At 58.6% G+C, this 20,723-nt stretch carries 21 protein-coding genes; 10 read left to right on the top strand and 11 right to left on the bottom strand.

Annotation, left to right across the window (positions count from 1 at the left end; genetic code table 11):
• Window positions 1–62: 62 nt before the first annotated feature.
• Window positions 63–1,883, top strand: coding sequence for an aspartate--tRNA ligase (aspS, locus tag GSQ81_RS15945; protein WP_158911651.1), 1,821 nt, complete (start codon window positions 63–65; stop codon window positions 1,881–1,883).
• 65 nt (window positions 1,884–1,948) lie between these two features.
• Here the strand turns inward: aspS and GSQ81_RS15940 are convergent, their stop codons facing one another.
• A complete protein-coding gene (locus GSQ81_RS15940; protein ID WP_158911650.1) occupies window positions 1,949–2,776 on the bottom strand; it encodes a rhomboid family intramembrane serine protease in 828 nt (275 codons plus the stop codon).
• Window positions 2,777–3,024: 248 nt separating this feature from the next.
• Between GSQ81_RS15940 and GSQ81_RS15935 the strand changes: the two genes are divergently transcribed.
• Both GSQ81_RS15935 and GSQ81_RS15930 read left to right on the top strand, forming a co-directional pair.
• A complete protein-coding gene (locus tag GSQ81_RS15935; RefSeq protein ID WP_158911649.1) occupies window positions 3,025–3,225 on the top strand; it encodes a hypothetical protein in 201 nt (66 codons plus the stop codon).
• A 39-nt stretch (window positions 3,226–3,264) separates the two neighbouring features.
• A complete protein-coding gene (locus GSQ81_RS15930) occupies window positions 3,265–3,645 on the top strand; it encodes a carboxypeptidase-like regulatory domain-containing protein (protein WP_158911648.1) in 381 nt (126 codons plus the stop codon).
• A gap of 71 nt (window positions 3,646–3,716) precedes the next feature.
• Here the strand turns inward: GSQ81_RS15930 and GSQ81_RS15925 are convergent, their stop codons facing one another.
• Entirely contained in the window at window positions 3,717–4,064 is a 348-nt protein-coding gene (locus GSQ81_RS15925) for a cupin domain-containing protein (protein WP_158911647.1), read from the bottom strand.
• Window positions 4,061–5,713, bottom strand: coding sequence for an acyl-CoA carboxylase subunit beta (locus GSQ81_RS15920; RefSeq protein WP_158911646.1), 1,653 nt, complete (start codon window positions 5,711–5,713; stop codon window positions 4,061–4,063). Before GSQ81_RS15920 ends, GSQ81_RS15925 begins: the two co-directional genes overlap by 4 nt.
• Window positions 5,714–5,844: 131 nt before the next feature.
• On the opposite strand from GSQ81_RS15920, the gene GSQ81_RS15915 reads away from it, so the two are divergent.
• On the top strand, window positions 5,845–7,164 hold the full coding sequence (locus GSQ81_RS15915; protein WP_158911645.1) for a DNA polymerase: 1,320 nt from the start codon (window positions 5,845–5,847) through the stop codon (window positions 7,162–7,164).
• A gap of 133 nt (window positions 7,165–7,297) precedes the next feature.
• Window positions 7,298–7,954 (top strand): hypothetical protein, encoded by a 657-nt coding sequence (locus GSQ81_RS15910; protein WP_254060235.1) that lies wholly within the window; start codon window positions 7,298–7,300, stop codon window positions 7,952–7,954.
• 64 nt (window positions 7,955–8,018) lie between these two features.
• Here GSQ81_RS15910 and GSQ81_RS15905 read toward each other — a convergent pair whose 3' ends face one another.
• From GSQ81_RS15905 to GSQ81_RS15870, 8 genes are all read right to left on the bottom strand, one after another.
• The gene (locus tag GSQ81_RS15905; RefSeq protein WP_254060234.1) at window positions 8,019–10,406 is read right to left on the bottom strand and encodes a DPP IV N-terminal domain-containing protein; all 2,388 of its coding nucleotides are present in this window, start codon (window positions 10,404–10,406) and stop codon (window positions 8,019–8,021) included.
• 16 nt (window positions 10,407–10,422) lie between these two features.
• Entirely contained in the window at window positions 10,423–11,181 is a 759-nt protein-coding gene (locus GSQ81_RS15900; RefSeq protein ID WP_158911644.1) for an RNA methyltransferase, read from the bottom strand.
• Between the two features lie 90 nt (window positions 11,182–11,271).
• Window positions 11,272–12,642, bottom strand: coding sequence for a DUF2252 domain-containing protein (locus tag GSQ81_RS15895; protein ID WP_158911643.1), 1,371 nt, complete (start codon window positions 12,640–12,642; stop codon window positions 11,272–11,274).
• 113 nt (window positions 12,643–12,755) lie between these two features.
• Window positions 12,756–13,568 carry a VCBS repeat-containing protein gene (locus GSQ81_RS15890; protein WP_158911642.1) on the bottom strand — a complete coding sequence of 271 codons (813 nt, stop codon included), beginning with the start codon at window positions 13,566–13,568 and terminating at the stop codon, window positions 12,756–12,758.
• 67 nt (window positions 13,569–13,635) lie between these two features.
• A complete protein-coding gene (locus GSQ81_RS19835; RefSeq protein WP_216846452.1) occupies window positions 13,636–13,833 on the bottom strand; it encodes a DNA-directed RNA polymerase subunit omega in 198 nt (65 codons plus the stop codon).
• 286 nt (window positions 13,834–14,119) lie between these two features.
• On the bottom strand, window positions 14,120–14,839 hold the full coding sequence (locus GSQ81_RS15880) for an esterase family protein (protein ID WP_158911641.1): 720 nt from the start codon (window positions 14,837–14,839) through the stop codon (window positions 14,120–14,122).
• Between the two features lie 135 nt (window positions 14,840–14,974).
• Window positions 14,975–15,751: a helix-turn-helix domain-containing protein gene (locus GSQ81_RS15875; protein ID WP_158911640.1), complete on the bottom strand. Its 777-nt coding sequence runs from the start codon at window positions 15,749–15,751 to the stop codon at window positions 14,975–14,977.
• A gap of 101 nt (window positions 15,752–15,852) precedes the next feature.
• The gene (locus GSQ81_RS15870) at window positions 15,853–16,242 is read right to left on the bottom strand and encodes a nuclear transport factor 2 family protein (protein ID WP_158911639.1); all 390 of its coding nucleotides are present in this window, start codon (window positions 16,240–16,242) and stop codon (window positions 15,853–15,855) included.
• A 133-nt stretch (window positions 16,243–16,375) separates the two neighbouring features.
• Here GSQ81_RS15870 and dnaG point away from each other — a divergent pair, with 133 nt between their 5' ends.
• From dnaG to GSQ81_RS15845, 5 genes are all read left to right on the top strand, one after another.
• Entirely contained in the window at window positions 16,376–18,178 is a 1,803-nt protein-coding gene (gene dnaG, locus GSQ81_RS15865; RefSeq protein ID WP_158911638.1) for a DNA primase, read from the top strand.
• A 162-nt stretch (window positions 18,179–18,340) separates the two neighbouring features.
• Complete coding sequence (locus GSQ81_RS15860) at window positions 18,341–19,735, top strand: lipopolysaccharide biosynthesis protein (protein WP_158911637.1); 1,395 nt, start codon at window positions 18,341–18,343, stop codon at window positions 19,733–19,735.
• Between the two features lie 43 nt (window positions 19,736–19,778).
• A complete protein-coding gene (locus tag GSQ81_RS15855; RefSeq protein WP_158911636.1) occupies window positions 19,779–20,003 on the top strand; it encodes an AbrB/MazE/SpoVT family DNA-binding domain-containing protein in 225 nt (74 codons plus the stop codon).
• Window positions 20,000–20,392, top strand: a complete 393-nt coding sequence (locus GSQ81_RS15850) for a type II toxin-antitoxin system death-on-curing family toxin (RefSeq protein ID WP_158911635.1) — start codon at window positions 20,000–20,002, stop codon at window positions 20,390–20,392. Before GSQ81_RS15855 ends, GSQ81_RS15850 begins: the two co-directional genes overlap by 4 nt.
• Window positions 20,393–20,444: 52 nt before the next feature.
• Window positions 20,445–20,699: a hypothetical protein gene (locus GSQ81_RS15845; RefSeq protein ID WP_158911634.1), complete on the top strand. Its 255-nt coding sequence runs from the start codon at window positions 20,445–20,447 to the stop codon at window positions 20,697–20,699.
• Window positions 20,700–20,723: the final 24 nt, after the last annotated feature.

Here is a 20,723-nt window from a genome sequence, read left to right as displayed (position 1 = left end):
GCAGATAACAAAAATCCGGTGAGCTGAGTTCCGCCACCGATATCACTAGCAAGGAAATTACAGTGCTTGATTTTCTAGGGAATTTGCAGCGCACGCACAAGTGCGGAGAGCTTCGTGTAGAGCAGGATGGCCAGGACGTTGTCCTGATGGGATGGGTGAACCGTCGGCGCGACCATGGCAACCTGATCTTTCTCGATGTGCGCGACCGCACCGGCATCACGCAGGTGGTTCTGGATAAAGAGATCTCGGGCGAGGCCCATGCCAAGGCTGAGGCGGCGCGGTCGGAGTACGTTGTCGCGGTAAAGGGAAAGGTGCGGCGGCGCGAGGCTGGCCTTGAGAATCCGAATATGGCGACGGGCGGCATTGAAGTCGTCGCGCACGAGCTGCTGCTGCTGAACGAGGCGAAGACGCCTCCGTTCTCTCCTGCGGAAGATGCGATTGCGAACGAAGAGGTGCGGCTGAAGTATCGCTATCTCGACCTGCGACGGGTGGAGATGCAGAAGAACTTCAAGATGCGGCACGATGTGGCGCGGGCGGTTCGCAACTATCTCTCCGACGAAGGATTTCTGGAGATCGAGACGCCGTTCATGACGCGCTCCACGCCTGAGGGCGCACGCGATTATCTCGTTCCCAGCCGCGTTCATGCGGGCAGCTTCTATGCGCTGCCGCAGTCGCCGCAGATCTTCAAGCAGATCCTGATGATCTCGGGCTTCGATAAATACTTTCAGATTGCGCGCTGCTTCCGCGACGAGGACCTGCGCGCAGACCGCCAGCCGGAGTTCACGCAGATCGACCTGGAGATGACGTTTCCGCAGCAGGCGACGATCTTTCATGTGGTCGAAGGATTTCTGACCGCTGCATTCAAGGCTGCGGGTATCGCGCTGACGACTCCGTTTGTGCAGATGACGTATGACGAAGCGATCAAGAACTACGGCATCGACAAGCCGGATATGCGGCTGCCTGCGATGATCTCGCTGAGCGACGAGCTGACGCCCGAACTGCGCGAGACGTTGAAGATTGAACAGGCTTTGCCCGTGCTGGGATTTGTGATTCCCGGCGTTGGGGCGTTGAGCGGCACGGCACGCAAGGGGCTGCTTGAGGAGGTTCGTGGTGGCTTCGGCGACAGCGGACTCGACCTGCTGGATGTCGTGCGGTTGAAGACGAATGCTACGTTCGCTCCGCTGGCTGCGACGATTGAAACAAAGCTGGCTGCTGCGCCGGATGACCTGCTTGTCGTGGTGACGCCGAAGCTGGGAACCCCGGCGAAGTGGAACCACGATCCGCAATGGATCTACAAGCGTGTCGGCGCGCTGCGGCTGCAACTGGCGCAGAAGTTCGCCGACAAGCATGGCCGCTTCGTGAAGACTGGTACCGAGGCCGACTACAAGTTTGCGTGGGTCACCGACTTCCCGATGTACGAGTGGGACGAGGAGGCGAAGGTGTGGAACGCAGCGCACCATCCGTTCACCTCGCCGCACGAAGAGGACATCAAAGCTGGACGGCTGACCAATGACAAGGGCGCAGTGCGTGCGCTGGCTTACGACATCGTGCTCAACGGCACGGAGCTTGGATCGGGTTCGATCCGTATCCATCGCCAGGATGTGCAGGCGGAGATCTTCCGCTCGCTGGGCATGTCAGATGCAGAAGCTAAAGAGCGGTTCGGTTTCTTCCTCGACGCGCTGGAGTACGGCACGCCTCCGCACGGCGGCATCGCGCTTGGCCTCGACCGCATCGTGATGATCCTGGCCGGAGCAAGCAGCCTTCGCGAAGTCATCGCCTTCCCGAAGACGGCAAAGGCGATTGATCTGATGGTCGATGCACCGACTCCAGTGAGCGACCAGCAGATGCGCGAACTGCATCTGAGAACGGTTACGCGCACTTAGCAAGCAACGCTTTCAACAGAAAAGAGGCCACTCCATCGCGGGTGGCCTCTCTTCTGTTGCCTAAATTAATTCATCCAGCGCTTATCGTTAGGGTCTTTGCGCAGCTCGTCGGGATCGACGTAGCGGCCGTCCTTGTCGAAGTGGACCTCGCGGTTCTGCTTGCGCATGTAGACCTGGAACTTCTTCGCAGCCCGGCGTCGCTTCCAACGGTAATAATCGTTCCTCACACCGAAGTAGCGTTCACTCAGCCCGAGAGCCAATCCCCGGCGCGGTGCAAATCTTGTAAAGACATAGCCCATGAGCGCGCCCGAAAGCTCGGTGAGTGCGCCGAAGCGGTCGTCGCCTTTGAGGAGAATCGCGATGCAGAAGACGATATAAATCCAGACGAGGTACTTCGCCTTCATGCGGATAAAAAAGAAGAACAATATCTCCTGATCGCCGGCGATGACCGAGAAGGCCACCATCAGCGCGAAGATCGGCGACCAGGCGCCCAGCGCGATCAGCTCCGGCCGAAGCCCGAAGAGATGCACCAGCGTCAGCAGCGATGCGAGCAGCGCCCCGGCGGCGGTGGAGAAAAGATAAAGCTCCATCAGCCAGCGAGAGCCGCGCATGTCTTCGAGGTAAGCGCCGATAAACCACAGCGTCAGCATGGCGAAGAGTGTGCCCAGAATGCCCATCGGCATAAAGCCATAGGTGATCAGTTGCCAGACCTCGCCACGGAACACGGCAGCGGGAACAAGGGCAAGATGCCCGAGCAGAATGCCGACCGGGCGCGGTGCCACCCATCCGAATAAGGCAAAGCCGAAGAACGCGATGAGGTTGGCAAAGACAAGGCGGCGCGTCGCCCCTGCAAAGGGAGGTAGCGCTAACGACATGGGGCCGGAACGGGGCATGTGTATCTGTCTCTATTTCAACACGAATACCGCAAGAGCGTTTCCATCGTCTAACCGATTGCACCATGACTTTCCGCAATCGAAACCTGTGCGATTGGCGATCAAATGCGCAGTCGGAAACCGCCGCAAAAACGTGTGCTTGACGAACGCGCCGGATGACCGCTAAATAGATAGATTGATGCGTCTGCGAGCACCGTACCTACATCCTATAGGCGGGCAGCAGGCCCAAACCCCCGGAGGCTCCTATCATGGCTGTTGTATGTCCCGAATGCGATAACCCGATTGTCATCGATACCGATGAGGCAGAAGAAGGCGAGACCCTGCAATGCGACGAATGCGGCCTTGATCTCGAGATTGTGTCGGTCGATCCGCTGGAGCTTGCTCCCGTCGACGTCTCTGGATACGACGACGAAGATGCCACGCCGGTCAGTGAAGAGGAAGATGAGTAACGGCAGCCCTATCAAAGGATAAGCCGTATACTGAAGCCTATGAAGCGTACCCGTCTTTCGCTCCGTTCCTTTGCTGGCAAGGTGGCCCTGACTATTTGTCTGGCTGCTTCATGCTGCCTTGTTCTGCCCCAAATCTCTGTAGCGCAGAATCGCGGCCCTGCGCAGCGTACCATCGACGGCAAAGTCCTCGACAAGTCGGAGGCTCCGCTCAAAGGAGCTGTCGTCTATCTCAAGGATGACCACACGCTCTCGGTGATGAGCAAGATTACCGGAGCCGACGGCACGTATCGCTTCGGCCAGCTCTCGCAAAACACCGACTACGAGCTGTGGGCCGAGATCAATGGCAAGAAGAGCAAAACCAAGAACATCAGCTCCTTCGAGAGCAGAAATGCCTTCCACTTTAATCTCAAGGTGGACTGAAGGTTAACGGAAAAAGAGCGCTGAACTGATCAACGCTTTTTCCATCACACTTTTATCGCGCTGGAGCAGGCTCAATAGGCCTGTTCCACGCGATCACCATGGCTTGGCGGCTGACTGGTCACCAGAAAACATGTGCTCTTCTCACTTCGGTTGAACGCCTGGTGTGCTTTTCCGGGAGCGATCTCGACGCCATCTCCCACACGCAGCACAAACTCTTCGCGCTCGATCTCCATCGTCAGCTCTCCTTCAAGCACATAGAAAAACTGGCGTGCGCGAACGTGAAGATGACGGTTTTCGGAGGTGCCCGTCGGCATCTTTTCTTCGATGATATTTAGCTCGTCCGTACGAACGAGATGCCAGCCGTCGCAAGCGTCCCCCCAAAGATAGTGCTCGGCATTCGCCGTGCTGATCGGCTTCACAGCGGTATGTTCCCGTGTTTTTTCGCAGGATTTTTGTCCCGTTTCGTCGCCAGCATATCAAGCGCGGAGTTCAGCCGCCGCCGCGTCTCGCTGGGACGAATCACGGCATCGATATATCCGCGCTCCGCCGCGACATAAGGGTTGGCAAACCGTTCGCGGAACTCCTCTACCTTCTCTTTGCGCGCCTCGGCGAGAACTTCCAGTTTCTGCTCCTCGCTGAGGGAGACGCCCTGCGGCATGATGGCCTCGGCGCGGCGCAGCACAGCGTCCAGCTCGCGCTTGTAGACGATGTTCACCGCGCCTTCCGGCCCCATCACCGCGATCTCCGCCGTCGGCCACGCAAGGTTCAGATCGGTGCGAAGATGCTTGGAGCTCATCACGCAATACGCCCCGCCATAGGCCTTGCGCGTGATCACCGTCAGCTTGGGCACCGTCGCCTCGGCAAAAGCGTAGAGCAGCTTCGCGCCATGGCGAATGATGCCGCCATGCTCCTGCTGAATGCCCGGCATGAAGCCCGGCACATCTTCAAACGTAATCAGCGGAATGTTGAAGGCATCGCAGAATCGCACAAAGCGCGCGCCTTTCACGCTGGCGTTGATGTCGAGCACACCGGCAAGAAACGCAGGTTGATTGGCGACAATGCCTACTGGCCGCCCAGCCATGCGAGCGAAGCCGACGACGATGTTTCGCGCAAAGTGCTCCTGCACCTGAAAGAAGTAGCCATCATCGACCACGCGCGAGATGACATCGACCATGTCATAAGGCTGATTGCTTTCCTCCGGAATAATGCTGTCGAGCGCAGCATCGGCGCGTGCAGGATCGTCCTGCGTGGCTTTGCGCGGGGGATCGTCGAGATTGTTCGACGGCAGAAAACCCAGCAACTCGCGCACCATCGCGAGGCACTCCTGATCGTCGTGCGCCATGAAGTGCGCCACGCCCGAAATCTCATTGTGCGTCACCGCGCCACCCAGCGCGTCTTTGGTCACGTCTTCATGGGTTACGGTCTTGATGACGTCCGGCCCGGTGACGAACATGTAGCTCGTCTTCTCCGTCATCAAGGTGAAGTCCGTGATCGCAGGCGAATACACCGCTCCCCCTGCGCACGGCCCGAGGATGGCTGAGATCTGCGGCACCACACCGCTCGCCAGCGTATTGCGCAGAAAGATGTCCGTGTAGCCTGCCAGCGAGACGACTCCTTCCTGAATGCGCGCGCCGCCGGAGTCGTTCAGCCCCACAATCGGCGCGCCTACCTTCATGGCCATGTCCATGATCTTGACGATCTTCGCGGCGTTCGCCTCCGACAGCGAGCCACCAAAGACGGTGAAGTCCTGCGCGAAGACGAACACCACGCGCCCCTGCACCCGTCCATAGCCAGTGATGAAGCCGTCGCCGGGAACGCGCTGCGTATCCATGCCAAAGTCGGTCGCACGATGGGTGACGAACTTGTCGGTCTCTTCGAACGTGCCCTCGTCTAAAAGAAACTCCACACGCTCCCGCGCAGAGAGCTTGCCTGACTTGCGTTCGCGCTCGCGTCGCTCCGGCCCTCCGCCCTCTTCGGCAATAGCATGGCGCACCGCTAGTTCAGCCAGTTTTGACTGGTGCAGCGCAGGTTTGGCAACAGGTACGACAGACTGATCGGGAAGGCCCATAGAAGAGCGATTCTAGCAGCGGCTCGGCCCAATGAGTAGCGCTGGCGAGTCGTCGAACCAGCCATTCTCCGATTGAAGCAAACTTAATTCATAGCGAAGATATAGCGAATATAATTGAGATGAATTCGCCTATGTCGCTCCCTACCCAACCCGATCGGTTCACCTTCCTGCACATCGATCTCAACAGCTTCTTCGCGTCGGTCGAGCAGCAGTTGCATCCCGAATATCGCGGCCGCCCGTTGGCAGTCGTACCTACCATGGCGGACACGACCTGCTGCATTGCCGCGAGTTACGAGGCGAAGGAACTTAAGATCAAGACCGGAACTCAGGTCGGCGAAGCCAAGCGAATCTGCCCGGACATTGTGCTGATCGAAGGCGATCACGCGGTCTATGCCGACTACTCGGCACGCATCTCCAAGGCAGTGGAGTTGGTCTGTCCCGTGGCACACACACCCTCGATTGATGAGATGTCCTGCGAGTTAATGGGGCGCGAGCAGGAGCCGCCGCGAGCGAGAAAGATCGCCCTCGAAATCAAGCAATCGATCTACAAAAATGTGGGCGAAGCCCTGCGCTGCTCCATCGGCATGGCTCCCAACCGCTACCTCGCCAAGATCGCAAGCGACATGCAGAAACCCGACGGCCTCATCGGCCTGCTGCCCTCGCAACTGCCCCGCGCCATCGCGCATCTCGAGCTGCGCGACCTGCCCGGCGTCGGTGCAAGGACCGAAGTGCGTCTCAACACCAAGGGCATCCACACCATGGAGCAGTTGCTCGCGCTCGACCGCAACGGCATGCACAAGCTCTGGGACAGCATATGGGGCGATCGCCTCTACCACTGGCTGCGCGGAGCAGAGAGCGGCGACGACGGCGCTCCCGTCTCCACCGGCGTGCAGAAATCGCTGGGTCACTCACACGTCATGGCGCCAGAGTTTCGCTCACAGGAAGGCGCATGGGCCGTCGCCCACAAGCTGCTGCACAAGGCCGCAATGCGCCTCCGCATGGAGAACTTCTACACCGGCTCCATGGCTGTGACGATACGCTTTGCCATGACGAAGGAGCAAGCCGCACGCATGAAGACGAAACGCCACTTCAGCGGCCTCACTCACTCCGGCTGGGGTATGGAGGCACGCTTCCGCGACTGCCGCGACACGCTGACGCTGCTCGAAGTGCTGCGCGGCATCTGGAGCCAGCGTCCACAGGGAGAAGATTTTCAAAGGCCATTCTTCGTCGGGGTCACGCTGCGCAATCTCATTCCCGAGAGCGAATATCAGGCAGAACTCTTCACCGATCCCAACAACCGCGCCGAGCTCTCCGCCACCATGGACAAGCTCAACCTCAAGTACGGTCACACCACGCTGCACTTCGCGGGGATGCTTCCCGCCCGCGAATCCGCGCCGACGCGCATCGCCTTTACGCAGATTCCCGTGCAGTACGGCGTCGATTATATGTAAGAAATATCGGCCTTCTTATCTAAGAAACTGCCAGTCCTCAGGCAACCCCAGAGACATAAGACCCACAACCGCTCTTCTGCATCCCACATAGAGAAACGAAGCCCAAGAAGTAGGGACAAGAGGAGACTGTTCAATGAATTTGCGCACCATTCGATCCACGATGCACACTGCAGCCCTGTGCGGCGCAGTTGCTTTGCTGGCCACCGGCTGCAACAAGAAAGCCGATAACACCATGAACTTCAAGAACGCCGTCGACACCTACTACAGTGCGCACCCCGCCTGTCTGTGGCCCGATTCGGTGAAGTTCCCCGTCCAGGCCGACACCTCCGACACCAGCAAGACCACAGGCTACGACGCCCTCGTCGATCAGGGCCTGCTCACGCGCACCACGGTTGAAAAGCCCAAGCTCATTATCTCGAGCAAGCAGGTCAACAACTACGATCTCTCCAGTAATGGCCGCTCCGTTTGGACTGTGGATGTAACGCAACCCGGCTTCGGCAACTTCTGCTATGGCCATCGCAAGGTGACCAGCATCGATAGCTCGACACCCACCACCTCTGCTGTCGGCGCCACCACCCAGATCACGTATCACTACGCGCTGGCCGACGCACCCGCCTGGGCCACTGCCGCCGAGACCCAGAACGCCTACCCGCAACTCCACGCCGATGTGAGCGGCCCACAAACCGGACACACCACCCTGACCAACACCAGCAACGGCTGGCAGGTAACAGGCGCGGAGCCGAATCCTTCGAATCCGGCGACTCCTGCCGATGGCAAGATTGTTGAATAAATAAATCAGATTACCCGGCAGAGAACGTTTCGTCCGTACTCTGCCGGGCCTTGGTTCTCTCGCGTCACTGCCCAAGGGCAAGCGCCGCCTGCGCCGCAACATATGGCTTCATCTCGTACTCATGCGGCGGAATATCGCCTGCAAGATAGCGCACAAAATAATCCCACCGCCGCCGCGTCATATAAAGATTAGCCGTGTCATAGGCGTGCGCCACATTCGGAATCAACAGCAGATCGAAATCCTTGTTCGCCTTGATGAGCGCATCGACCACTAGCAGCGTGTTATTCATCGGCACATTGTTGTCCATCGTTCCATGCACCAGCAGCAGATGCCCCTTCAGATTCTTCGCATAGTTCTGATTGGCCTGACTGTCGTAGTTGCTGCTTCCATCGCTGTGCTTTACCTCAAGCCCCGCCCACTTCTCTGCCCAGTCATCTTCATAGTCGCGATTGTCATGGTTGCCACTCTCTGCGATGCCTACCTTGAAGAAATCAGGATAGTGAAACATCGCAGAGACCGTCGCATTGCCGCCGCCCGAGTGGCCATAGATGCCCGCGCGGTCGATATCGATGAACGAGTATCTAGTCGCAAGCTCCTTCATCCCCGCGATCTGATCGGGAATCGTGTCGTCGCCAAGATTGTCGTCATAGAAATCGTGAAACGCCTTCGACCGCCACGGCGTTCCCATGCCGTCGATACACACCACCACAAACCCAAGCTCTGCCAATGACTCGTTGTCGTGGTGCGCCGCAGCGAAGCTACGGCTGCCGCACGAGCCGGTCTGCGGCCCCGGATAGACATGATTCACAATCGGATATTTTTTTGCTGCATCGAAGTTCGTCGGCTTGAACATCAAGCCATAAAGATCGGCCTTGCCATCGCGTGCCTTCACCGTAATCGGCGTTGGTGGAGCCCAACCCGCAGCCAGTAGTTGCGAAATATCCTGCTTGGCTACTTCGCTAATGATCTTGCCATTGCTGTCTCGAACTACCGCTGTCTGCGGCTTTGTTGGCGTCGAATACACATCGACAAAATAGCGGCCATCGGGCGATGAAGTCACCGCATGGTCTGCATCCTCCGGCGCCAATAGCTTCTGTCCTGTGCCATCAAAGTTGATGCTGTAGTAGCTCGAAAAATAAGGATCGCGTCCTGTCTCTTTGCCGACCGCGAGAAAATAAATCTTCCGCGCCTTCTCATCCACATGCAGCACCTGCGTTACGTTGCCGTCGCCATGCGTGATCTGGTTCTTCAGCTTGCCGGTCGTCAGGTCGTACAGATACATCTGGCCCCAGTTGTCGCGTTCGCTGAACCACAGCACCTCATTCGACTGTGGCAGATACTTCCAGTTGACCTTGCCGTTGCCGCTCTCGAAGTAGGTCGCCACGGTCTCCTGCATCACATCGCGCACATCGCCGTTCTCTGCATCGGCCACGCGCAGCCACTCCTGCTTATGATCGCGCGAGGTCGAGACAAACGCGAGATGCTTTCCGTCCTGGCTCCACTGCACATCATCCCAGGTCTTTGTAGGCTCGCAGCTCACGTCATCGCACAAGGTAGAACGGTGTTGGTCCGGCGGCATCTTCAACCGGATCACCTTGCGCTTGCCCACATCGATAATCACGCGCTCGATCATCGTCACATCGGCGTCGCCCACCAGCGGATACTTCCACGCCCTCAACACCGGGTGCCCATTCGTCACCGGCACCAGATACATCTCGCCGTCCTTGCGCTGGTCCTGCTGAAACGTCGCAATCTTCTTCGAGTCCGGCGACCACGCCACGATAGCGCTATCGGTCTGCTGCCATCCCGCATTATCCGTCGCGTAGCCAAAGTCCTTCACGCCGTCCCTGGTCAACTGTGTCTCTTTGCCCGTGGTCATATCGCGGACCCACAGGTTGTAGTCGCGAATAAACGCAATCTTCTCTCCATCCGGAGAGATATCGGCCTCGGCTACACCATGCCCTTCCGAAAACAATCTTGCCGCCACAGCATCCTTCACCGGCACTGTAACTACTTCACACTTGTCCGTATCACCCAACTCGCAGCGCATCGTCTCGCCATCGATATTCACAACCGCGACGCGTCCACCCTCCTCCAATGCGAGATCAGTAATCGTCAGAGCGCGTGCATCGAGCACCATCTTTCCCTGCATCGCAGCCGACATCGCTGCTGCAAGCTTTTCGCGATCGAATGCTGCAACCTTCGTCCCATGTGCCGGATCGACCACTTCAAACTCCGCACCCTCCACCCCGCGATCCCGATACCAGAAGCGGCCATCCGCCATAAACTTCACATGCTCCACCGTGTGGAGCACCAGCGGATTGACGTTGTAGTCCATGAATTTTTCCGCGCGCGCATAGTCTTCCGTCGTAAGCTGTCTCCCCTGCGCCGCCGCACTCAGCGACAGACAGCATCCAACCACGACTACCAGCCAACCCTTGCCAGTCAACATCAAACAACCTCCCAACCTATTCCTTGCCTGCCTCAGCACCGCGCGCCTTCCACAATACCTGCCGCAGAATCCCCATCCACACCGGCACATCGTTCGCCGACACACCCATGCGCAAAACCAGCCGTCTTATCTGTGCCTCATCGCAATTCGCAGGATGCCTCCGCGTATAGCCCGTCTGCTCGAGCACCTCGGTCAGCAACGCCGTCAGCCGCTCTACTTCCCCGGCCTCGGCCACAACCGAAACGCCCACTCCACGATGTACTCCCGTCTCGCGCACCAGCTCATACAGGCAGACTGCTGCGGCGTGGCCCAAATTCATAGAGGGGTGCCGCACGTCCTCATGTTCTTTCATGGGAATGGTCAACAGCCAGTGACAATGGCTCAACTCGTCGTTGCTCAACCCTGTCTTCTCTGAGCCGAACAACAGCGCCACCCGTCCCTCGCTCGCCAGCGCATTACCAATCTCCACAGCGGCCTCAGGCGGCGCATGGAGCGGATGCAGCAAGGCCCGCTCACCCACCGCCGTCGTTCCCACCACCAGCGTGCAGTCGGCAACTGCCTCGGCTACGCTGCCAAACTCTTTCGCGCCAGCCAGCACTTCGGAGGCATCGATGGCGGAACGCGCTGTGGCAAACGGCACAGCGTACTCGTTCACCACGCGCAGATGGCGAAATCCAAAGTCGTGCATCGCTCGCGCCACCGCTCCAATGTTATTTGGATTGCGCGCCCGCACCAGCACCACGCATACCTGGTCGAGTTGTTGTTGGCTCAGCACCTCTCATCATTCTAGGTGCAACTCCACCCTGCCGTGAGCCCAGACGCATCGCAGCCTCTTCCTGCGCCGAGGCCCGTGCCTGATCGCTACTTATGAAGCGTCTTTTCCACTCGCGGCTTTCTTCCCTGACTTTTTCATCGATTGCACCAGCTCATGCCAGTCCTTCTCTGTCTGATTCGCATAGGCCTCTGCAAACTTTACGACGGCCTCATCGAACCGCGAAGACTTGCCAAGATATCCTCCCAGCATCAGGCAGTCGCCCGACCGCGCATGGCCCCGCGCCAGCAGCTCTCCACACACGTTCGCATACTCCAGCAGCCCGGCCTTCAAATCCACTACCTGAATCGATGCCTTGTGATCGTTGAGCTGACGCACCATATACTCGCGCCCATCGATCGTCGTCCATCCCAGAAAAGGATCGGACTGCATCTGCATCGCGCGCTGACCCTCCACCGCGCGACGGCCCTGGTGATATTTCCCCCTATGGTTCGATAGCCCCTTGCCCCCATTCACCTTCCCGATGTAAGGCGCATAGGCCGATGCCACCTCTTCCTTGATCTGGATGAACAGTGGATCTTTCGCGCCATTGCCCTCCATGTAAACGCAGTAGTCGCGCAGCCCCACCGATCCCGTCCCCACCACCTTGAACGCCACATCGACCGGCCTGTACTGCGAGAAGAGATGCCGCCGCTCGCGCAGCAGACTCTCCGCATACAGCTCCAGCGAAGCTACAACTCGTTCCGCCTCTCGTCCCTTCACTCGCGTCAGCACTGGAGCGATGGTCTTGAACACGCGGCTCTTCTGCTGACCAGCAGCCTTCACCACCTCCGTCAACTCAGACAGCGTATGCATCGGCGTCGCCCTCTCCGCCAGCCGCAGAATCCCCTCCACCGGAGACACGTTCTTCAGCCGATGCACCTGATAACGTGCCACCTCCAGCAACGGCATCCGTACAAACGCCGTGATGCAATACCGGTAGCGCTCCAGAAAGACCGCCGCCGCATCACGGCAATGCACGCCCTTCACTCCCGCCTCGCGTCCCGCCAGGATCAGGCTGGTGGCCATCCGCTTTACATCCCACTCGAACGGCCCCACCAGCGACTCGTCAAAGTCGTTGATGTCGAAGACCAGCCGACCGTCCGGTCCGGCATACGCGCCCAGGTTGCGCACATGCGCGTCGCCGCACAGTTGGCTCAGTATCCCCGTATTGCCCACCAACGAAAGGTCATACGCCATCACCGGCACTGCGCCGCGAAAGTATCCAAAGGGAGAAAGCGCCATGCGCTGATACTTCAGCGTCACCAGCGCCGGAACCCTGCCGCGCATCGACGCCGCCAGCAGCTTCAGCGGATGCTCCTTGCGCTCGCTGGCCTTCCACTCCGCATGGACGGTACGGCGCATCTGCTTGCGCCGCTCCTGTCCCAGGGCAAACCGCTCTTTTACTTCAAGCGTCTTCGTCATAAAAAACACCGCTCCCTGAACAGCCACAAGCCTACCGCTTGCGCATTCGATTCGCCATCAAAATAGGGGAGTTAGGATTTCAAGCAAGCATGTTCTTAATCGGTAATGCGCGGCTAGGTAACGCAATGAGAGTTCGGGTCTCTCGCCAGGCTCAGACTGGGCGCAAACGTAAAAGCGCCGCTTCCATTGCCCAGCATCACGTCGTAGGTGCCCCCATCGTCATCGTCGTACACCACTGCCAGGTCAGGAATGCCGTCTCCATTGAAGTCCGCGACTGTTACGTGAGGAGTCTTCCCCGCCATTCGCAGAGGAAAAGATCCTGCACTCCGTAGCGAACCTTTTCCAATGCCAAGCAGTATTGCTACCGAACTCGAGCGCCAGTCCGAGACGGCCACATCCAGAATGCCATCGTGGTTGAAGTCGCCCACCGCAATCGACACCACAGAGCCCACATGCGCCACTGCGCCAGCAGAGATCATCTTCCCCGTCCCATCGCCCAGAAATAGTGTCAGCGTTCCGTCATCGTCTCCTACCAGCAGGTCCGGAATGCCATCCTGGTTGAAGTCGCCGACAACGATATCCATAGGATTGCGCCCCGGTAAAGGCATCGACGCCAACTGCTTGAAGGAGCCGTCTGCCTGCCCCAGCGATATCGTCAAAACTGCCGTTCCGGTGGCAGCGGGAACAGCTTCCGCCATATCGGCAACGCCGTCGTGGTTGAAGTCGCCGATCACCATCCGTTGTGAAACTTGGTCGTCATCGTCTGAATCCGGCGCTGGCGTCGAAGCGCTGGCAGCCGGCGCCACAGCAGGCAAGGTGCTCGCTGGCTTCACCGCCCACGCAGGAGTCGGCGCGAGCCCGGCAACCGCAGCGATAGCCACAAGCAAAAAGACGCCTGAGCTATGCCTGAAGGCGGTACGGAACATCGAGCTCCCTCCTGTGGAAAGGATAACTCGCACGCCGGAACGGTGCTACCTGATCTGCCAATGCAGACTACGACGACAATGGAATCAATTCGACAGAGAGGGGAAGGTCAGAGCCATCGGCGATCCGCACAAAGGCATCGTTGATCGTGTGCGGTGTGTTTCGCGAGGAAATATGGAGCCGCCGGGTGGCTTTGGAGGCTGTCTGGCAGAGCTTGTACTTGTTGGCAACAGTCTCTTTGGCACGAAAAATTAGTTCTGAGCGCACGGGAATCTCCCATTCTTTGCGGCGCCTCAGGCTCATGTTCTGCTGAATTCGCGGGTGAAGTGCAGTATCTTGTTCGCTTTAAACCGTTGCAGAGCGGTCGATCGTACAGCTCAACGCAACTTTCCGTCGCAGCAGGAAGGGCAAAACCATGCCATTCTTCTTCTAAATAGCTGGTATTTTTCAGTGATGTTACCAGTCTACGCCCTGCGCTCCCTCAAAAGCAGGATATTCGTAGGGCAAAGCCAACGTCCCGGTCGCATTGTGTCAGCCACACCGGGATGCATCATCACCCGAATGCCCAGGCCACCATCAGCGGGAACTCTTCTCTCCAGAATGCTCCACCGTGCGATCCAGCTCGCTCATTCATAACGACATCCGCATCTGCATCGCGCAGCGCGTCCGCCCACCTCCTTGCGTTCTCGAGGAAGAACGGCTCCTGTGTGCCAGCGACAAGGTATGTGCGCGGAAGCGAACTCGGCATAACGCCGGGCGGCTTGTAACCGCCGCCAGGCGAGGCGCAGAAGACCGCACCGTAGATATGTGGATGCCGCAGCCCAAGAGCGAGGGCCAGCTCTGCACCCGCCGAGACGCCGAATACTGCGGTACGTTCAGTGGGCAGCGCCACGCCAAACCGCGACTCCGTCCAGCGGCGAACGTCCTCGACGAAGAACTTCTCGTGTGCCGCGAACCGCTCCGGCTCGAACCCCGGGGAGTACTCATGGAGCCGCAGCGTCTCATCGGTCAGCCTATGTACACCGACGATCATTGTGGACGGTACGTCGGCCTGCTCAAGCAACCGGCCCCACTTCGAGATTCCCTGACCGTCGGCGGCGAAGACGATTGCTTCGGGCGTGTCCGGTGGAACGTATACCGTGACCTGCCGTCCACCGTCGTACTCGAACGTCTCAGTGACAAACTCTCCCGAGACTGCCCCGGCGGGCTCGGCGGGCGCTCCGTCGGACTCACTTAGCTTGCGGTTGACGTGATTGCGTACTTGCTCCTTCATGGCATTGCCTTCATTCATCGACTCTGGCCGACCCGTTCCGCCGCCCTCTCTGCAAAAACTGTAGATGAGATGATCGGGACGCCAGATAAATGCCTCTGTTTGCGGCGTCCGCATTACCGGCCTCGCGATGCACCGTCACTCTACAGGAAACAAGCATTCCAACCGAAACTCCTGCGCCGTAATATCTTGCGGTAAGCCAATCGTCGAGACCATAGAAAAATACGAAGACCTCTTGCCGTTTTTTACGAAGGTCATCGACAACACCGGAGCTTGACTCTTCCGGGTCACGCTCAGTTCTTTCACTCCGGGATATTTCTTCAAGGCGTCCAGCAATTCGATCGTTTTCCTATCGGTGACGTGACCTATAGCTTCTCGTTGCACCCGCTGTAACAGGCCCGAAGCCAGATCTTCCCAATCTTCGATAAAAGGCCGCATCCCCTCTGGATCGAACATCAGATGAAGAATATTTCGCGGGCTTTTCCGAGCCGACAGATCCACGAACGAACCAAAAAAACGTGGTGCGGCTTCGTTCGTCTTCAGTACGTTCCAGTAGCGATCCATCAACAGGGCCGGGTGCGGTTCATGCTGCGCCAACATGCGATCGATCGCCCTCGCGACGACGGTCATCTCCGGCGCGTCCCACTTGCTTTCGACGAACACCGGAGCGTATCCAGACGCAAGCAAAAGAGCGTTCTGTTCGCGAAGAGGAACGTCCAGCGTCTTCGCCAGACTCAACAACAACTCCCTGCTGGGAACACTGCGGCCGCTTTCCACAAAACTGATATGGCGTTGCGAAACTCCGGCATCGAGCGATAGATCGAGCTGGCTCTTTCCTCGCTGCTGTCTCCAGTAGCGAAGCAGCTCCCCCAACGCATGCTCTGTCTGCTGTGTCATCTGGTTTGAGGAATTCATCGAACTCCGTTCGCATCGTTTATAACTGGCATCTCTAGTTTGCGCTAAATCGGCTCCCGACAGCGAGAGCGCAGGATTCAGCGCAAACCAGACATTGCGCCTCAAAACTGGACAGGGCCTACCGATCCAACCCAGCTACGGACCTTCGAGGGATCTGCCTCGTCCATGTAAAAGAAATGCGTCATCACAGGCTTCACCGTCTTCTGGCTGCTGTCATCGGGTCTCATGGTGACGATGCCGCGAAAGATTTTGATCGAGCCGCCATCCCAGTATTCGGTCACATCGTGATGTGCGGTGAAGCCCGTATCGATAAATGCGCGCAGGCTCTCGCGAATCTGCTCGCGGCCATTCCATTCCGCAACGCCAAGGCGGCAGGTAGCGTCCTCCACAAAACAGTCAAAGCCTTTGCCAAAGGTTTTGTCATCGATTTCTTTCCAGAAAGCCAGCAGCCACTCCGGCGGTGCGGTCTTCGTAATGGTCAGTGTCGTCATAAGTTTTCCTCTCGCTATTCAGAGTTGTTACCTTCTCAATATCGACTCTCCCGGAATCACCCGCAATTACGTCGAAGGTAATCGAAGTCCACGTCCAAACCACCTCTCATCTAAACTGATACTTCCACCCAGCATGTCCGACAACTTCGCCCAGACCGTCAAGCAGCAGGCCGACATCGTCAAGATCATTGGCGACTACGTGAAGCTGCGCAAGACCGGCGCGCAGAACTACACCGGGCTATGTCCCTTTCACAAGGAGAAGACCGGCTCCTTCTCCGTCAACGCGAACCACGGCTACTTCTACTGCTTCGGCTGCCACGAGAAGGGCGATGTCTTCACCTTCGTCATGAAGCTCGAAAACGTTAGCTTCCCCGAGGCCATCCGCACCGTCGCCGCCAAGTGCGGCATCCCGCTGCCCAAGCGCGAGTTCAACTCGCCCGAAGAGGCACGCGAAGCCGGACTGCGCCGTCAGCTCATGGACATCCACGAGGCCGCGACCCAATATTTTGAGGCGCAGCTCAAATCTCCCGAAGCCGCCCGCGCCCGCGAGTACCTCACCGGCCGCGGCGTCACCCCCGAGACCATCGCCAAGTTCCGCATCGGCTACGCGCCCGATGACTTCAACGACATGCGCGACCGCCTCAAGCCGCACTTCAACGAAGAGGCCATGCGTGCCAGCGGCCTCTTCAGCGCCAAGGAGCAGGCGGACGGCTCCCACGGCCAGCTCTACGCCCGCTTTCGCAAGCGCATCACCTTCCCCATCGCTAACGAGCAGGGAAAGACCATCGCCTTCACCGCCCGCGCCCTCGATGGCCAGGACGAAAAGGGCCGCGACATCGCCAAGTACATGAACTCGCCGGAGACGCCGCTCTATACCAAGGGCCAAGTCCTCTTCAATCTCGACAAGGCCAAGGCCGCTATCCGCACCAGCGATTTTGCCGTCCTGGTCGAAGGCCAGATGGACTGTATCTCCGTCTACATGGCCGGCGTGCAGCCCGTCGTCGCAACCTCCGGCACTGCGTTCACTGAGATGCAGGTACGCCTGCTCGGCCGCTTTACCAAAAAGGTCATCGTTAATTTTGACCCCGACGGCGCCGGACAGACCGCCGCAGAAAAGTCCATCGCTCTGCTCACCGAAGAGGACTTTGAGGTGAAGGTCGTCACCCTTGATGGCGGCCTCGACCCCGATCGCTTCGTCCGCGAACAAGGTGTTCAGGCCTACATGGCTGCGTTGCGCGGAGCCAAGCGATATTCCGACTACCTCATCGACCGCGCCCGCCAGCTCTTCCCCGCACGCACCGCCGACGCCAAGGTCAAGGCGCTCAACTTCCTGCTGCCTCACATTCGTCGCATGCCCAACCGCATCCACCGCGACGAGTTCGCCGCCGACGCCGCGCAGAAGCTAGGCATCGACTCCCAGATTCTCCGGCAGGAGATCAAGCAGGCCGCCGCCCAGCGCGTCGAAAGCGTTCGCTCGCACAAAGCCGACCCGGCCAGCGAGAACGAGCGCATTCTCCTCCGCGCCCTTGTGCTTCCTGAGCACGATCCCGCTCGCATCCTCGCCGCCGATCAGCTCTCGCAGCATCCCGAGTGGTACGAGAACCTTCCCGCTGCCGCCCTCATAGAGACACTGGCCAACGCGCCCGTTCCGCCCAACCCGCTCGATGCCGCACAGGACCCGCAGAGCCACACTCTGCTGGCCCTCGCCCTTCAGCACCACGAAGACCCCGCCGAGGCCGACGCCCGATCCGACGCCCAATCCATGACCGAGCAGGTCGAACACGCTCTCCACACTCTCGAAACCAGATACCTCGAACGTCGTCAGCGCGAGGTCCGCACCCTCATGGCTGAAGCGGACCGCCGTGGCGATCACGATATGTCAAATAAGCTCGCCGCCGAAAGAGCCCAGATCGACCGAACCATCCGCCAGCGCTGACCCAATACACGTCATCTCGACCGGAGCGAAGCGCAGTGGAGAGACCCCTGTATTTGTCGTTGCTTGTTCAGTAGCGCACCCAATTCCATCGTTTTAAACAATCCCTTGAAGCCCAAAAAATATCGCACCCGGTAAACTGACATCTGAGGCCAACGACGACGCATGGATAGTTCCGTAAAACGCCGCTTGACCCTTGGGTTTATCTCCAACTGGATCAGCAGATTAGCTTCAACCATCATTCAGCTCGTCCAGGTCCCGGTCTTCCTTCACTTCTGGGCCGTACCCGTCTATGGCGAGTGGATGATCCTCAGCTCCATCCCTTCCTACCTTAGTTTCAGCAACATAGGCTTCGGCAGCGTCGCCGGCAACGAGATGACTATGATGGTCGCTCGCGAGGACCGTCAGGGCGCGCTGCGCGTCTTCCAGAGCTGCTGGTGGCTCATCGCCATGATCTGCAGCGCCGTGATCGCCCTGTTGAGCATCGTTCTGTACTACGTTCCCGCCGCCTACCTTCTAAAAATTCACAACATCACCCCATCCGACGCCAAATGGATCATCTTTTACCTGGGCGTCTCGGTCATGCTGGGCCAGTTCGAACAGCTCTTGCAGTCGGCTTATCGCTGCATCGGCCGCTATCCCTACGGCTCCTTCATCAAGAGCGTCTTCTCGCTCTCCGCCTTCACCTGCATGATCCTCGCCGTGGTCTTCCACGCAGGCCCGCGCATCGCTGCCTTTGTCTTCGCCTGCGCCAATGTCACGGGCACCATCATCCTCTGCGTCCTCGTCCGGCGAGATATCCCCTGGATCGAATACGGCTGGAAGCACGCCAGCTTCGCCGAGATCCGCGCCCTTGCCCGTCCTGCCATTGCATTCATGGGCTTTCCCATCGGCAACGCGTTGAACCTTCAAGGCACCCTGCTGGCCGTTGGATACGCTCTTGGCCCCACCGCCGTCGTCGTCTTCGGCACGGCACGCACCGTCTCCCGCGTCGCTCTACAAATGGTCCAGATGGTCAACAGCACCTTCGAACCCGAGATGTCGATCGCTTATGGGGCAAGAAACTATCCGCTCGTCCGCTCCCTGCTGCGCCGCGCCTGCCAATTGGCACTGATCGTCGCCTTCATCGTCGTTCTGGGCATGATGACCGTCGGCCCATGGTTCCTTCACCATTGGACCGGAGGCCACGTCCCTCCCAGCCGCATGCTGCTCGATATCCTTCTGCTGGTCGTGGTTCTCTACGCGCTCTGGTCCACCAGTTCGGTGCTGATGACGTCGACCAATCAGCATCAGCGGCTCGCCACCTTCTACGTCGCAGGAACCAGCATCGCTTGCACGCTCTGCTACTTCCTCGCTCGTGCGTTCGGCCTTTACGGGGCCGCCGCGTCGCTGCTGGTCTCCGAGATTGTCATGAACCTGTACGTCGTCCCGGCCTCCCTGCGCATCTCTCAGGACACGTTCCCGGCATTTGCCGCCAGCATGTTGCACTATCCCAACTTCCTCCGCCCCGCATCACTGCTGGCCCGCATTCGAAGGTCATCCCCGGGGCTCGAAAGCTGACACTGTGTATAACAAGCGTTATACTTAGGTCGAGGGCTTATTCATGTCCATTGTGAAAGTTACAACGATCGGAAATTCAACGGGAATCATTCTATCGAAAGAACTTCTTGCAAAATTGCACGTCTCCAAGGGGGATCAGCTCTACGTTACGGAGACGCCCACCGGCTTCGAGCTCAGTCCTTACCAACCTGATTTTGCCGAAAAAATAGAGATAGCGAAGTCCATCATGCAGGAAAATCGCGATGTCCTGCGGCGGCTGGCTGAGTGAAAGCGCCAATCTGGATCGACAACGAAGAGGCTCGCGTCATCCATCAGCTTCAGTTGGCCGAGCACGGGGGCGCCACCGGCATTCGCGATCAGGGCCTCTTCGAGTCGGCAATGGACCGGCCAAGAAATCTCTTTGCCTATTCAGAGCCGACCGCTACGCTCTACCAGCTCGCCGCCTCTTATGCCTATGGTCTGGCAAAAAATCACGCGTTCGTAGATGGCAATAAGCGCACCGCGTTTGTCGTCTGTCTGAGCTTTCTCAAGCAAAATGGAATCATTCTCGCCGCGTCTCAGGAGATGCGGTATCTCACTTTTTATGCGCTCGCAGCAGGTGACTTGACTGAAGCCGAGTTAGCAGGGTGGCTTCAACAAAATTCGCAATCCGTCTGAATTCCCATAACGGATAAATCTCTGCTCTCACCTATGCGTTGCTCCCAAGACTATGCCTCGATTTCAGACCACAGACCCCGGATACAAGAATAAACACGGCCAGACCGTCATCTCCCGAACTGGATTCCCCTCGGATTCCTTTCCCGGACAGACGATCTATCACCTTCGCTGCGGCCATTGCGGCCACGATTACGGCTCCGCAGGCAAAGATATCCACCTCCGGCGCTGTCCCCGCCATCAGGACGGAGCGCGGGGAGAGACCCTGCGCGAGCCCGCGCCGAGTCTTTTTCCCTCCGAAAGCGTCTAAAAGATGTGGTATTCTGTGATTCGC

The organism is Granulicella sp. L56, assembly GCF_009765835.1.
GTDB lineage: Bacteria > Acidobacteriota > Terriglobia > Terriglobales > Acidobacteriaceae > Edaphobacter.
The sequence above is the reverse complement of the archived record's forward strand: the minus strand, read 5'-3'. Positions and strand labels throughout refer to the sequence as shown.

What these genes read in the sequence shown, in the direction of transcription:
- GSQ81_RS15940 (WP_158911650.1), bottom strand. Translation starts at nt 2,776, where the DNA reads ATGCCCCGTTCCGGCCCCATGTCGTTAGCGCTACCTCCCTTTGCAGGG.
- GSQ81_RS15935 (WP_158911649.1), top strand. Translation starts at nt 3,025, where the DNA reads ATGGCTGTTGTATGTCCCGAATGCGATAACCCGATTGTCATCGATACC.
- GSQ81_RS15930 (WP_158911648.1), top strand. Translation starts at nt 3,265, where the DNA reads ATGAAGCGTACCCGTCTTTCGCTCCGTTCCTTTGCTGGCAAGGTGGCC.
- GSQ81_RS15920 (WP_158911646.1), bottom strand. Translation starts at nt 5,713, where the DNA reads ATGGGCCTTCCCGATCAGTCTGTCGTACCTGTTGCCAAACCTGCGCTG.
- GSQ81_RS15915 (WP_158911645.1), top strand. Translation starts at nt 5,845, where the DNA reads ATGTCGCTCCCTACCCAACCCGATCGGTTCACCTTCCTGCACATCGAT.
- GSQ81_RS15910 (WP_254060235.1), top strand. Translation starts at nt 7,298, where the DNA reads ATGAATTTGCGCACCATTCGATCCACGATGCACACTGCAGCCCTGTGC.
- GSQ81_RS15905 (WP_254060234.1), bottom strand. Translation starts at nt 10,406, where the DNA reads ATGTTGACTGGCAAGGGTTGGCTGGTAGTCGTGGTTGGATGCTGTCTG.
- GSQ81_RS15895 (WP_158911643.1), bottom strand. Translation starts at nt 12,642, where the DNA reads ATGACGAAGACGCTTGAAGTAAAAGAGCGGTTTGCCCTGGGACAGGAG.
- GSQ81_RS15890 (WP_158911642.1), bottom strand. Translation starts at nt 13,568, where the DNA reads ATGTTCCGTACCGCCTTCAGGCATAGCTCAGGCGTCTTTTTGCTTGTG.
- GSQ81_RS15880 (WP_158911641.1), bottom strand. Translation starts at nt 14,839, where the DNA reads ATGAAGGAGCAAGTACGCAATCACGTCAACCGCAAGCTAAGTGAGTCC.
- GSQ81_RS15875 (WP_158911640.1), bottom strand. Translation starts at nt 15,751, where the DNA reads ATGAATTCCTCAAACCAGATGACACAGCAGACAGAGCATGCGTTGGGG.
- GSQ81_RS15870 (WP_158911639.1), bottom strand. Translation starts at nt 16,242, where the DNA reads ATGACGACACTGACCATTACGAAGACCGCACCGCCGGAGTGGCTGCTG.
- dnaG (WP_158911638.1), top strand. Translation starts at nt 16,376, where the DNA reads ATGTCCGACAACTTCGCCCAGACCGTCAAGCAGCAGGCCGACATCGTC.
- GSQ81_RS15860 (WP_158911637.1), top strand. Translation starts at nt 18,341, where the DNA reads ATGGATAGTTCCGTAAAACGCCGCTTGACCCTTGGGTTTATCTCCAAC.
- GSQ81_RS15855 (WP_158911636.1), top strand. Translation starts at nt 19,779, where the DNA reads ATGTCCATTGTGAAAGTTACAACGATCGGAAATTCAACGGGAATCATT.
- GSQ81_RS15845 (WP_158911634.1), top strand. Translation starts at nt 20,445, where the DNA reads ATGCCTCGATTTCAGACCACAGACCCCGGATACAAGAATAAACACGGC.